General features: G+C 67.7%; 14 protein-coding genes. 9 read left to right on the forward strand and 5 right to left on the reverse strand.

All coding sequences use genetic code 11. The annotated features are described in order from the left end of the window. Positions 1 to 243: 243 nt before the first annotated feature. From ACWIF2_RS37760 to ACWIF2_RS37775, 4 genes are all read left to right on the forward strand, one after another. The gene (locus ACWIF2_RS37760) at positions 244 to 1,122 is read left to right on the forward strand and encodes an oxygenase MpaB family protein (protein ID WP_454365821.1); all 879 of its coding nucleotides are present in this window, start codon (positions 244 to 246) and stop codon (positions 1,120 to 1,122) included. Positions 1,123 to 1,229: 107 nt separating this feature from the next. After that, positions 1,230 to 3,191: a spermidine synthase gene (locus ACWIF2_RS37765; protein ID WP_454365823.1), complete on the forward strand. Its 1,962-nt coding sequence runs from the start codon at positions 1,230 to 1,232 to the stop codon at positions 3,189 to 3,191. 59 nt (positions 3,192 to 3,250) lie between these two features. Continuing rightward, on the forward strand, positions 3,251 to 3,475 hold the full coding sequence (locus ACWIF2_RS37770) for a hypothetical protein (RefSeq protein WP_454365825.1): 225 nt from the start codon (positions 3,251 to 3,253) through the stop codon (positions 3,473 to 3,475). Positions 3,476 to 3,596: 121 nt separating this feature from the next. Then, positions 3,597 to 3,797, forward strand: coding sequence for a hypothetical protein (locus tag ACWIF2_RS37775; RefSeq protein ID WP_454365826.1), 201 nt, complete (start codon positions 3,597 to 3,599; stop codon positions 3,795 to 3,797). Positions 3,798 to 4,303: 506 nt separating this feature from the next. Here the strand turns inward: ACWIF2_RS37775 and ACWIF2_RS37780 are convergent. From ACWIF2_RS37780 to ACWIF2_RS37790, 3 genes are all read right to left on the reverse strand, one after another. Next, complete coding sequence (locus ACWIF2_RS37780; protein ID WP_454365828.1) at positions 4,304 to 4,468, reverse strand: hypothetical protein; 165 nt, start codon at positions 4,466 to 4,468, stop codon at positions 4,304 to 4,306. Positions 4,469 to 4,851: 383 nt separating this feature from the next. Then, the gene (locus ACWIF2_RS37785) at positions 4,852 to 5,307 is read right to left on the reverse strand and encodes a VOC family protein (RefSeq protein WP_454365829.1); all 456 of its coding nucleotides are present in this window, start codon (positions 5,305 to 5,307) and stop codon (positions 4,852 to 4,854) included. A 610-nt stretch (positions 5,308 to 5,917) separates the two neighbouring features. Then, complete coding sequence (locus ACWIF2_RS37790; protein WP_454365831.1) at positions 5,918 to 7,246, reverse strand: IS30 family transposase; 1,329 nt, start codon at positions 7,244 to 7,246, stop codon at positions 5,918 to 5,920. A gap of 99 nt (positions 7,247 to 7,345) precedes the next feature. On the opposite strand from ACWIF2_RS37790, the gene ACWIF2_RS37795 reads away from it, so the two are divergent. The 4 genes from ACWIF2_RS37795 to ACWIF2_RS37810 all read left to right on the forward strand — a co-directional run bounded on the left by ACWIF2_RS37795 (position 7,346) and on the right by ACWIF2_RS37810 (position 11,005). After that, positions 7,346 to 7,600, forward strand: coding sequence for a hypothetical protein (locus ACWIF2_RS37795; protein ID WP_454365833.1), 255 nt, complete (start codon positions 7,346 to 7,348; stop codon positions 7,598 to 7,600). 87 nt (positions 7,601 to 7,687) lie between these two features. Continuing rightward, positions 7,688 to 7,915: a DUF6185 family protein gene (locus tag ACWIF2_RS37800; RefSeq protein ID WP_454365844.1), complete on the forward strand. Its 228-nt coding sequence runs from the start codon at positions 7,688 to 7,690 to the stop codon at positions 7,913 to 7,915. Between the two features lie 742 nt (positions 7,916 to 8,657). Further along, a complete protein-coding gene (locus ACWIF2_RS37805) occupies positions 8,658 to 9,530 on the forward strand; it encodes a response regulator transcription factor (protein WP_454365835.1) in 873 nt (290 codons plus the stop codon). Then, on the forward strand, positions 9,527 to 11,005 hold the full coding sequence (locus tag ACWIF2_RS37810) for a sensor histidine kinase (protein ID WP_454365836.1): 1,479 nt from the start codon (positions 9,527 to 9,529) through the stop codon (positions 11,003 to 11,005). The genes ACWIF2_RS37805 and ACWIF2_RS37810 overlap by 4 nt, the downstream gene beginning before the upstream one ends. A 281-nt stretch (positions 11,006 to 11,286) precedes the next feature. Here ACWIF2_RS37810 and ACWIF2_RS37815 read toward each other — a convergent pair whose 3' ends face one another. Further along, a complete protein-coding gene (locus tag ACWIF2_RS37815; protein WP_454365838.1) occupies positions 11,287 to 11,685 on the reverse strand; it encodes a PepSY domain-containing protein in 399 nt (132 codons plus the stop codon). A 674-nt stretch (positions 11,686 to 12,359) separates the two neighbouring features. Next, entirely contained in the window at positions 12,360 to 12,551 is a 192-nt protein-coding gene (locus tag ACWIF2_RS37820; protein WP_454365840.1) for a hypothetical protein, read from the reverse strand. Between the two features lie 114 nt (positions 12,552 to 12,665). Here ACWIF2_RS37820 and ACWIF2_RS37825 point away from each other — a divergent pair. After that, a partial coding sequence (locus ACWIF2_RS37825; protein ID WP_454365842.1) for a hypothetical protein occupies positions 12,666 to 12,880 on the forward strand: 215 nt, incomplete at its 3' end.

The raw sequence follows: 12,880 nt of genomic DNA on the forward strand, positions 1-12,880 counted from the left end.
GGCGCCGAACAGCACCGTCTCTTTCCTGCGGCCTGATCCAAACGACAGGCCCTAGGTCGTCCGACCGCCGGCGGCGGACGCACAGGTTCCGTGCAGAACGTTCGTCGAGCAGTGTCAAGGCTAGTGGAGCCGGTCACGCGCCGCACCCGGCTGCCGTGCCCGGAGGAGGCCTCCGAAAGGTGATCCTGGGCAGAAGAAGTCATAGGGGGCTGAACCGTCCGTCGCCGTGGTCAGGAGGACGCGATGACCAGGAAACTCCTCCCGGAAGGCGGCCCCTCGCTGCGTGACCGGCTCGGCAGGGAGATCTTCGCCCGCGTGGCGGGTCCGGAGGGCCCGGGCAACCGGGCACGCATCCACGGCACCCCCGGCCCCCGCTGGTTCGGCCCCGACCGGCCCGTCAGGAGGGTGCACGGGGACGCCGCGATGTTCATCGGCGGCCTGTCGGCCCTGCTGCTCCAGTCGCTCCATCCCCTGGCCATGGCAGCCGTGGCCGGGCACTCGGGGTTCCGCGGGGACCCGTGGGGACGGCTGCAGCGGACCAGCACCTTCCTGGCCGTCACCACCTACGGACCCGCCCGCAGTGCTCAGGAGGCCTGTGACCGCGTACGAGCCGTCCACGAGACGGTGCGCGGCACGACCGCCGACGGACAGTCCTACTGCGCCGCGGACCCGCACCTGCTGTGCTGGGTGCACGTAGCCGAGGTCGACAGCTTCCTGCGCGCCCACCAGCGCTACGGTGCGCACCCCCTCGATGACGAGGGCTGCGACGCCTACGTCGCCGACATGGCACGCATCGCCGTCGCGCTCGGCGTCCCGGACCCGCCGGTGAACGCCGCCGGACTCGCCGCGCGCCTGGACGCCTACCGCGGCGAGCTGCGCGCCACCAAAGAGGCACGCGGCTCGGCCCGCTTCCTGCTGCTGAACCCGCCCGTCCCGCTACTCGCCCGCCTCCCGTACGGCGTCATCGCCGCCAACGCCGTCTCCCTCCTGCCCCTCTGGGCCTCGCGTGCCCTGTGGCTGCCCCGGGTCCCCGTGGCCGAGGGCCCGTTCGTCCGCCCGCTCGGCACGGCCGTGACCGCGGGCATCCGCTGGGCCATGACACCGCCTCGCGACGCGGCATAGCACTCCCCGGCAAGGCACCTCGACTCGCCGCTCCGAAGCTGGCACCGTGGCTCCGTATGAATCAGGTCGAAACCGGGCAAACTGCAAGCTCGGTGCGCTTGAGACTCATGCTGGCCAGCAGCACCATGCTCTTCGTCGAGCTGGCACTGATCAGATGGGCGGGCGCCAACGTCGTCCACCTCAGCTACTTCTCGAACTTCATCCTGCTGGGATCGTTCCTCGGCATCGGCATCGGGTTCCTGATCCCCGCCGCGCGCGGACACTGGCTCAAACGCTGGACACCGGTCCCGCTCGTGCTTCTCGTCGTCCTGGTCCGCGAATTCCCCGTGCAGGTGCGTCAGAGCAGCGGCCAGGTCATCTACTTCACCGCTGTGAAGACCACCGGCCTGCCCGAGTGGGTGACGCTGCCGGTCATCTTCCTGCTGACCGCGCTGATCATGGCAGGAATCGGCAAGATCACCGCCGACCTGTTCCGCCTGCTCCCCTCACTCAACGCCTACCGCTACGACCTGCTCGGCAGCCTCACCGGCTCGGTGTCCTTCGCCGTACTGTCCTGGCTGCGCGCCCCGTCGGTCGTCTGGGGCGTACTCGCCGCCGTGGCCCTGCTGATCCTCGGCGGCCGACGCAACACACTGCTGTACGGCATCCCCCTGACGGTGATGGTCGTCGTGCTGTTCCTGGAGTCGACGACGACCGGCATCTCCTGGTCGCCCTACTACAAGATCGAGCTCAAGCCCTCACCGACCACGACCCGGACCTACTACATCTCCGCCAACGGCGTCCCGCACCAGAGCACCGCCCCGCTCCGGGTGCTGATGCGGAAGAACTCGCCCTACCGGGAAGCGTACGAGCAGACGCCCCGCAACCCCCACAAGCGCGTCCTGATCATCGGGGCCGGCAACGGCAACGACGTCGCCGTCGCACTCGCGTACGGGGCGGAGCACGTGGACGCGGTCGAGATCGACCCCCGACTGCAGCAGATCGGCGCCCAACTCCACCCCGCGAAGCCGTACGACGACCCCAGGGTGCACGTCCACATCGACGACGGCCGGGCCTTCCTCGAGCGCACGGACGCCGAGTACGACCTCATCGTCCTGGCGCTGCCGGACTCGCTGACGCTGGTGGCCGGCGCGAGCAATCTGCGCCTGGAGAGCTATCTGTTCACCCGGGAGGCGTTCGAGGCCGCGCGCGCCCATCTGACGCCGGACGGCGCTTTCGCCATGTACAACTACTACCGGAAGAGCTGGCTGGTCGACCGCTTCGCAGGCACCCTCGACGACGTCTACGGCCACGCCCCTTGCGTGACGACGTTCAAACGGAACGCGGCCGTGCTGGTGGCCGGAATGACCACCGCCGACCAGTCCTGCGAGCGGGTCTGGCTGCCCAGCGGCCCGGTCCCGCAGGCGGCGACCGACGACCACCCCTTCCCCTACCTGCTCCACCGCAGCATCCCCACGCTCTACCTGGGCGCCCTCGGCGCCATGCTGCTGGTGACGCTGCTCTCGGTGCGCTTGACCGGCGTCCGTATCCGCAGCACGCTCCGCTACACCGACATGTTCCTGCTGGGCGCGGCCTTCATGCTGCTCGAAACGAAGAACGTCATCGGTTTCGCCCTCTACTTCGGCACGACCTGGCTGGTCAACGCCCTCGTCTTCATCGGCGTGCTCCTGGCGGTCCTGGCGGCGGTCGAAGTCCGGCGCAAGCTACGGAACGTCAACCGGATCCTGCTGCAGCTTCTCCTCTTCGGCTCCCTGGCGGCAGCCTGGCTGGTCCCGGCGGAGGCCGTCCTGTCACTGCCGTTCCCAGCCCGTCTCGCGGCTGCCATCGCCCTGGCCTTCGCCCCCATCTTCTGCGCCAACCTCATCTTCTCGGACCGCCTCGCCCTGGCCCCGGACCCGACCTCGGCGTTCGGCGCGAACCTGCTGGGCGCGCTGACCGGGGGCGCGCTGGAGTACCTGGCCCTGGTGACGGGCTATCAGACGCTGCTGCTGGTCGTGGCCGTGCTGTACCTGGGTGCAGGCGTCGCCATGCGCTTCGCCGGCACCGGGGCGACCGCTTCCAACGTCTGAAGCCGGACGCGGAGGACCGCCGGATGGGCGACGCCGGTCCGGAACGAGAACCAGGGATCATGAAATCGCTTCGGACGGGACTCGCCCTCACCCCGCTCGCCGGCCTCACCGGCACCGCACTGACGCTTCCGCACACAGCCTCCGCCACGACGACGACCACACAGGACACCGTCGTGGCCGCCTTCGACGGCGCCGCCCACCCCTTACGCACCGTTGAACCCGGCGGTGACACCCGCGCCCCGCGCGCTCTCGGCCGGATGTTCAAGGGCGACGACCTCGGCTGAGCCGGACCGGAGCTGTACGACGAGGTCACCGACCACGTGGCCACGAACCCACCCCGACCTCCTGGCCCGTTTCACCGAGCTGTACCGCCGCCTGCGGCCCACCATGCCGCTCCGCGCGTACATGGAGCAGTACAGGAACCGCCCCCTCGCCGAGCGCCGTGAGATGGCGGCCGCACTCGGCCTCAACGAGCACACCCTCGACCGCGTACGCCGCCAGGACTACGCCATCGACCTGCGGACGGTGCCGCAACCGGCGCGCGACTGGCTGGAGCGGCCCCTCAGCGACTCCACGGCGACAGCGCGAAGAGGAACCCCCGCCTGACCACGACGAGGTCGGTACGCCCCCACCGGACTCAGATGCTGTCCCTGGCCGAGAGCGACGGGTGATGGGGTCGCGTATCGGGGTACCTGCGTCGCCATGGCACCGGAAACTGATCACGCCGAATCCGTACGAGCCCTGCGGCAACTGCGCAGGATCCGCACCTTCTACGCCGGGGGCGCCGCCTTGTGGGCTGTCTCGGCTGCATCTGCGGGCTGGGCCGCCCCCGGAAGCCGACAGATGTGGGTAGCGGTGGTATTCCTGGGGGTCTTCACCGCTCTGCTGTCCATGACATCACTGTGGCTGTGGCGTCAGCATGCTGCCCATCCGGCTGAGCCCGCGCACCACGCCGCCCCACGGAAGATGTCCTGGCGCCGCCAGGCCAATGCCTAGTTCTTTTCCCTGTTCCAGGGCGGCCGGAGTCGTAGACAGGCACGGCAGTGGTGGCCACATGGCGGTTCCGCCTCACCGAGTGGGTGAACGTGAATTCCTGCGGTCCGCTCCGCCGCTCAGTAGCCAGGTGGGATCCGGTCGTCGTCCATCCGCGCCCACTCGACAACGCCCGGGTCGGTCGAGTCCGAGACCAACTCCGCGATGCGCAGGGTGTACTCCCGCTGCGTGAGCTTGCCTTTGATCACCACCAGGTATGACTCCTGGTCGGCGAACCGATACACGTGCGCCGCTTTGCGACGATGTTCTTGCTCGGAAGATACGTGTGGAGCGCGGTCCACGACGAATGAACACGGTCCTGTACGTATCGCTGTAGTACTCCGCGATCACGACCCAGTTGCCCATGCTGAGAGTGCTGCGGTCGGGTCGATGGCCTCCACGCGGGGCGGGGGAGGCCGCCGGCCCCCCCTTCTGCCTCTGACTCGACGCGTCTGGCCGCGACGGCGCGGCGTCGGTGCCCGTACAGCGCGGACCGATCACCCGCATGGAGGCAACTATGGGTATCGGCAGCACGGCGACGCAGCCATGGGTGCGCTGCCCACTCGAGTCCGAGGTCGGCCGACGCTTGGCGCTCGTCTGCGGCGAGCTCGATGGAAGCGCCCCGGCTTCACAACGGGTTGGTCGCGGGCGGTTCGGCGTAGGTGCCGTGCAGCATGCCGGTGGCCTGCCCGACTTCGATGAGATAGCCGTCCGGGTCGCGCAAGTAGCACCGCAGCTCGGCCTTGCGATCGATGGGCGGGGTGAGGAATTGGGCGCCCTTCGCACTCCACTCTCGATGACATGCCTCGATGTCGGCGACACGGAGGTTGAGGAAGCTGCTGACCGTGCTCGGGTCGGTGGGTGGACGCAGGGTGACGTCCGGCTTGTCCGGGGTGGGGCCGCCACCCGGGTTCATGATGATCCATCCGTTGGCAAGCCTGATGGTGCAGGGGTTCTCCTCGAGCACCACCTCACCGCCGAGAACGTCGGTGTAGAAGGCGCGAGATCGGGCTACGTCGGTCACTGTCAGAAAGTGAGTGAGGAGGAGCCCGGAATCCGGAGCGGGAAAACCATCACGGTGCATGCAAGGCCTCCAAGAAAATAGGATGCTTCCTTACATAGTGGTGAATACGTGTCCGCGGGCAAGGATGAACACGGCATGGACAGCCAGTCCGCCGCTGGGGGGCGAGGCCGGTCGATGCAACACATCGGCGTCCCCTCCGCTCTTCTGGCCTGAACCCCCTCCGGCCTGACGCGGCTATGCCGCCGCCCGGTCGAATCCGAGTTCGGCCAGCGCCCAGGCGTCCCCGCCCTCAAGACCGCGGGTACCCGGGGCCGCGTCCATGTCGTGCAGTCGTGCAGGTGACACCGCACACCGGTCCCAGGTGTGAACCTGATCAGCGCAGAATGCACTGTGCGCACGCTGCTGTCGCCTTCAAGCGCCTGCGCGGCATCACCCCAACCCAGCACCACACCACCGCCACACCCTTCGGACTCGGGCAATGAGAGAGCGGGAATGCCAGTGTGGCCGGCTGTGTTGGGAGGAGTGTAGTTGTGGAGGGGACAGTGTGTCCCCGGGCCTCATCTATTGCCTGCAGGAAAGATCGTTCGGCTGAAGCCCTGCAGAGCCTTTCGCCGCGTAGGCGACCGCCCTTCACGATCGCGCACGCTGATCAGCCCCGCCGGTGGTGGATTCAACAAATCGTCGCAACACGTGGGGTGTTGGGGTCGTTCTCCTGAGACTTTGAGAAGCGCTCGGCTGGGGTGTCCCAGCCGAGCGTCTTCCTGGGCCTGGCGTTCAGTTCCAGTGCTACGGCATCCAGGTCTTCCTTGGTGTACTTCGACAGGTCAGCCCCCTTGGGGAAGTATTGCCGCAAGAGGCCGTTGGTGTTCTCGTTTGAACCTCGTTGCCAAGGGCTGTGTGCGTCGCAGAAGTACACCGGCATGCCGGAGGCCTCCGAGAAGGCGTAGTGATGCGCCATCTCGGCGCCCTGGTCCCAGGTCAGAGAGCGCTTGAGATTCGGTGGAAGGTCCATCACGGCTTCCAGAAGAGCCTCCCGGACGTATCCGGGGCTGTAGCCGTGCGGGAGATGGACGAGCACCGTGTAGCGGGTACTGCGTTCCACCAGCGTTCCGATGGCGGAGCCGCCTCTTGCACCGATGATCAGGTCACCCTCCCAGTGCCCGGGGACGGACCGGTCAGTGGACTCGAAGGGGCGCTGACTGATCATGACCATGGGGTGAACGAAGCGCTGTTGCCGCTGGTCAGGGTGCCGACGCCGCTTTCGCATGCTGCGACCGGTACGAAGGCGCTTGCTGACCACACGCCAAAGGCCAGTCCGCGCCTGGGCATACAAGGCTCGGTAGATAGTCTCGTGCGTCACGTGCATTTCCGGCTGGCCAGGGAACGTCCGGCGAAGGAGGTTCGCGATCTGTTCCGGGCTCCACTTCTCGTCCAAACGCGCCTGGATGAAGTCCCTAAGCTCAGTGCATGTTTCCATCCGCCGCGGCTTGGGACGGGCACGCCGTGTCTCGGCTCGTCTGTGAGCAGCAAACGGCCGGTAATACGCGGGATGGCTGGGCCTGACGTCGGAGTTGCAGTTGCGCCGAATCTCTCGACTGATGGTCGACGGGCTACGGCCCAGTTCGGCCGCGATCGACCGGACGGACCTCTTCTCCCGCCGCAGGTCAGCGATACGGATGCGCTCTTCTTCGGACAGAAAGCGACCGGTACCAGTAGAGGGGGATGCCTGTCGCCTCACCCTCTCGGCGCGGAGAGGGTGAGGGACAAACGTTCGCCGCCCGCCCGTGATGGGCTGGATCGCCGGCCGCGTCTTCTTCCCGGGAGCCTTGGTGGTCTTCGAACGCTCAGCACGTCCGTTGACCCACTCCTGTCCCGTTCTTCGGTTCACGCCGACAATGCGACTAGCTGCTCTGATGCTCACGCCCTCGTGAACGAGCTGGAGGAACTTCCGTCGCTCCTCAACCTTCGGCTTGCCGCGCCAAGCGCCGCCGTTCGTCATCGCACTCCCGTGGCTCGGGCGTTGCGACGATCATTAGAACCCAAGGGTGGGCGGGGCTGACGGCTGTGTGCGAATCCGGCTGCCTGGCTGGCTCGGTGGGTGGGCGTGGTCAGCCCCACTCGTTGCGGGCAGACGCGCAGCGGGCTGGTGAACCCAGCGCCATTGCTGAAGTGGGTGAAGACGACCTGCGCCGACTGGTGCTGGGCCGGGGCAAAGGCCAGCGAGCCGACGATGATCGCGACGCCGGTCAGCTTCCACCACACCGAGACGGAGATCAGCATCGTCCTGGTGTCGGTCGGCATCAGTCTGCATTGCATCTGGGCGAAGTCGCCGATGAACGCGGCGGCGCCATAGCCGATCCCGGCGATCGTTCCGAGTAGACCGCCGAGTCGGCCGGTCCCTTACCCTGCTGATCCTTACAATCACCGCCTCGCCACGGACCTGGAGACCTTCCGCGGAGAACGACATTACTGGCCGTCACGGCTCAGTCTCCTGCTGTCCGTCTACCAGATGCGCTGCCTAGCCTTGCAGGCGGCGTATCTCATCGCCCAGATCGTCGCCGCCATCACCATCTGGCAGTTCGTCACCGACGGCGGTGGGCCGACGGAGACTCAGGTCAAGGTCCAGCCGCGAACCGGCAGCACCGAAACCCCGAACGCACCAGACTGACCGCCCCGGCCGGCCAGTTCTGGCACACCCTCTCCGGCCTCCCATCGGCCGGGCGGCGCCGCCAGCCGACTGCGGGCATCGGCAGTCACGAACCTGTAGAGACTTACGCTTCCCCGGCTCGGTCTCGGGTGGATAGCCCACCGACAAAGAATCCTGACCAACAGAACATTGGCCCGCAGCCGGAGTGGCGGGACGCAGACGCAGCACGTTGAACGCCCGGAACTCCCAGTGCGTACTGAATGGTGGTGTCCTCGTCGCCGACTGCAAGCTGCCGTGCGGCGAAACAATGCTGCCCGCGTTGCGCAAATTGACTATCTCTCCGGCGCTGTCGTATTTCCGAGAACGGGAATTCCGGGTGGGTCCGAGCATATGAGGAGCAGCACCCGGGAGATTCTATTTGCATCGGTTCTCGGGATGGTTGCCGTCAGCCCGGCTCGCCCTCTGAAGGTTGGCATGGCCGGGCAACGCATGCATCATGCCCTCGGCGTGCAGCGCGCTGACCAGGGGTCATGACTCTATAGGTAAGGTCGCCAGGGGACGGTTAAGGCAACGCTAGCGCATCACTAAGGTCAGCCCATATTTCGTCCTGGAGTGCTTTCCGATACCCCGCCGAAGAACCTACGTCCACACGTCGAAACTTCCCTTCTTCGACGTTGGATGCGTTCACAGCGGATTGGCAGCGGATGTATTGTGGCGGCTCCGCCACGGCATTATGGTGCTGAATTATGGAGAGACGGGACACATGGGCATACACGTGCTGCTCATCGAGGACGACGAGACCATCGCCGAGCCGCTGTCCGAGGGACTGCAGACCTACGGTCTGCCAGTCACCTGGGTCGCCACCGGCGCCGACGGGCTCACAGGACCCTACGGAGACGTTGTCCTGCTCGACCTGGGGCTACCGGACATGGACGGAATCGACGTCTGCCGCCGGATCCGTCAGGTCTCGGATGTGCCCATCATCATCCTCACCGCACGCGGCGAGGAGACCGACCGGATCCTCGGCCTCGAACTGGGTGCGGATGACTACCTGGCGAAGCCGTTCAGCCTCCGGGAGCTGATAGCCCGAGTCCGCGCGGTCACCCGCCGCACCCAGCGCTCCAGCACAGCTGCGGGCCCGGTGGCTGGGACATCCCTGCCGGGCGCGCCCGCCCAGCAGTACAGAGAGCGGGCAGCTATTGCACACGACCACTCTTCCCAGCAGTACCCCTCGCCCGCTGTGCCGGCTTACGAGGCTGCCAGTACAGCAGTGGCGGCCGTCCATGGCGCTCCCGGGCCGCTGGTGGTTGACCGCCGGACCCGGCAGGTGTGGGTCGGGCAGTTGCTGATCGCCCTGACACCCAAAGAGTTCGAACTACTGGCGCTGCTGTGCGAGGACCCCGGCGCGGTCTACTCACGTGAGCAGATCCTCGACCGCGTGTGGGACCCCTTCTACCAGGGCCCGACCAAGACACTCGGTGTCCATGTGGCCACACTGCGCCGGAAACTGGGCCACCCGGGATGGATCCAGACCCTGCGGGGGGTCGGGTTCCGGCTCGCCGTGCAGACCATGCCTCCCCAGCCGGGTGATCTCACGCACGGTTACGCGGTCGGTCCCGAGGTCGCCCTCCCGTGACCCGCCGCCTGTTGCTCACCTACGTCACCATCGCCGTCGTCGTCCTGCTCGGCCTGGAAATCCCCCTCGGAATCGTCTACGCCCGGCTGGAGCAGGACCGCCTGGTCAACGCTGCCCACGACGAAGCCGCCTCCCTGTCGGCCTTCACCGAGTTGTCCCTGGCCGCAGGCCGGGAGCCAGTGGAACTGCCCGGGCGCGTCAGCGAGTGCGCCCGACGCATCGGTGGGCAGGTCGCCGTCATCAGCCGCTCCGGCACCGTTGTCGCCACCTCCCACCCCATGTCCGAGCAGCAGACACATGACCTGTTGGGGCGCCCTGAGATCGCCGCTGCCCTGGCCGGCACGAACTCCACCGACGTGCGCACGTCACGGATCGGTGGAGTGCAGTACTTGTCCGTCGCAGCTCCTGTCGGTCACGAGAGCCCGCCCGCTGCCGCGGTCCGCATCGCGCTGCCCACCGACACCGTCCATGCCCGGGTCCACCAGGTGTGGCTGGTGCTCGCCCTGGCGGGGCTAGCGGTGCTGGCCGCCGTGACGGGACTGGCTTTCGCTGTCGCCCGGTGGGCCGGGCGCCCCATCCGCGAACTGCAACGGGCCACCGTCCACCTCGCCGACGGCAGCCTGCCCGGCCCTGTCACCATGACCGACGGGCCACCGGAGATACGCAGCCTGGCCACCACGTTCAACCAGACGGCCGCCCGCCTGGAACACCTTCTGGCCTCCCAGCGCGCCTTTGCCGGCGAAGCCTCCCACCAGCTCAAAACCCCGCTCGCCGCCCTGAGGCTGCGCCTGGACAACCTAGAGCCCGCCGTCGCCCCCTTCGGACACGCTTCCTTGAACGCCGCGCTCACCGAGACCGACCGGCTCGCCCGCATGGTCGAAGGGCTGCTTGCGATGGCCCGCCTGGAAGAGAAGGCCACCACCCGCGAACTGGTCGACCTGGAGCGCATCTGCACCGATCGGTACGACACCTGGGCGCCAGTCTTCGAGCAGTATCGCGTCCTTCTCGTCCTCACCGGAGACCGAGCCGTTCCCGTCCTCGGGCTTCCCGGCGCCGTCGAGCAGATTCTCGACAACCTGCTCTCCAACGCCCTGCGCCACTCCCCGCCAGGCAGCACCGTCGCCATCGAACTGCGCCACCGTGCACCCGACCGTCGCCGCCCGGGCGTGAATTGGTCCGCCCCCTGGATGGACCTGCACGTCACGGATGAGGGACCCGGCATGACCGAGGAACAACGCCGCCGCGCTTTCGACCGCTTCTGGCGCGCCCCTAACGCCCCCAAAGGCGGCACCGGCCTTGGCCTGGCCCTCGTCCAGCGCCTGGCTCACGCCGGCGGAGGCAAGGTCGCCCTCCACCCTGGGCCCACCGGAGGGCTCGACGTCGTGGTCAGCCTGCCCTGCTCCAACGGTCCCGACCCCAGCCACGCCTTCCACCACCCGCGCATACACGGCCAGCAGATGTCCGCACGGATCTGACACCCCGACGGCAACGCCACCGCACGGCGACTCTCGCGGGCAGGCGCCGTGCCCCCAGGGCCAAGACGAGCACCGGGCACGTCGGTCAAGAAACGGGACTCTCCTGGATCACGACAAAGCGACCGCCTGCACGGCGGTCGCGAGTTGACACACTCATCGCCCCAAGGGCGATGAGTGTGTCAGGAGCGGGATCGTCGGCCGCCCTCGCCGCTGCCGCAGCCGGTGCTCACCCCGGCATCTCCGGGGCGAACTCCCACTGCAGGATGATCCGTCGGCCAAGCTCAGTCGTTTTCGCCCTCGTTCTCGGAGTCTTCACCGACCAACTGGCCGGTGAAAGCGTCGACGAGGGCCTCAAGGCCGCCGGAGCCGTCCTGCGCCTCTACCTCCCACACAGCCCGGCCGCCCTCCTCATCCAGCTCCACCTTGACCACACGGGCACCCGGGCGGCTGTCAGTGACGATCCCGGCAGCCTGGACGGCGTTGACCGGACGCGGCCCGAACTGGGCATCCAGCTCCGGGTCGATCTCGATCTCAAATCCGGCCGACGAAGCGGCACGGACCGTCACCTGCTGGCCGGACGGCGCCCGCTCGGGCTGCCCCGCCGAAGCAACGGCGGCGCCCACGCTGACACACAGCAAGAGCCCGCCACCAACCAGGGTGAACAGCTTGGTCTTGCGCATCGATTCCTCCTTTGGAACGCGACCCAGGACACCGGCCCGCCAAGGAACAGCCACGCTGTACTGCCCCTCTTCGCAGCGAGTGCCGGTCTCCCGTGCATGCACAGGACGCTAGCGAGCAAGGCTCTAGAGAAAGGTTCAGAGACAGACCGGGGAGAGCCAGAGCAACCATAAATTTCGAAAGGCACAAGCTCGGACTGGCGCCGAACCGTCCTGCGCCATCGATTCCTAATGCCGTTTGTCAAGCCGCGTGGGCAGGAGCTCGCCGACCTCCATCCGTCCAGACTTGACCCCCGCACGGGCGCGAGTCCTGGCTGTCGCGTCATGCCCAGGAGTGACGAACGTCCTTCTCTCCGCCTCCAGTACGCCACACTGGAAGGAAGCAGCCGATGCCGTCGCCCAACCCGCCTTGACCGACGCCCAGTTGCGGGACTCACTAGTGCACTCGCCTCCCCCTGCCCCGGACACTGAACAGCGCATGCGCACCCACCACGCGCTTGCCGCGAAGCCCCGGTGCTGACCGAGCCGGGCGGGGAGTTCTGGGGATGGGCCGACCGGACCCTGCGTGCCCCCTGCCCGTACCACCAACGGCGGGGAAGCTGTGGGACGGCGCCCAGCACGCCAGCGGCGACCCCCACGGCCACCGGCCGGCTCCTGGGCGCCCACGACGCCCTCGCCTAGCGCGCCGAGCTGTCGGTCGGCATCGACGAGCCCGTTGGCTCTTGATCGGCCAGCCCGACAGCGGTCAGGAACGCATGGATCTGTGTTCGTGCCTGCACAGCAGCCGCGTAGTAGTAAGGGGCGGCCTTCACCGGGTCGGGCTCCCGTACCCTCACCGTCGGCTGCCCGGCCGTGCTCTTGACGATCATCCCGGCCACCTCCAAGTCCCGAGCTCAGCATGCCGCTCGCCGACGGCCTGCGGCCGCCGCGAAGTGCATGTGTCGGTTTCGAGGGCACGCCTTGCTGCGCCGAGGTCGTTCGGAATGCTGGAGCCGATGTCGCTGGGCAGCGAGAACATGGCAATCTCCACGCTGCTGGCGGCGGGCGGTGACGTGCGTGGGGTGGGTCTTGTGGGTCTTGTGGGTGGAGTTGAGGAGGGTGTGGAGGGCGTGTCGGGTGAGGGAGTCTGTTGGGTTCGGACGGGGGCGGGGTGGAGGCGTGGTGGGCTGTGGCTATGGGTGGAGGCGGGCCTTGCCTG

It is taken from the genome of Streptomyces sp. NPDC055506 (assembly GCF_053643595.1).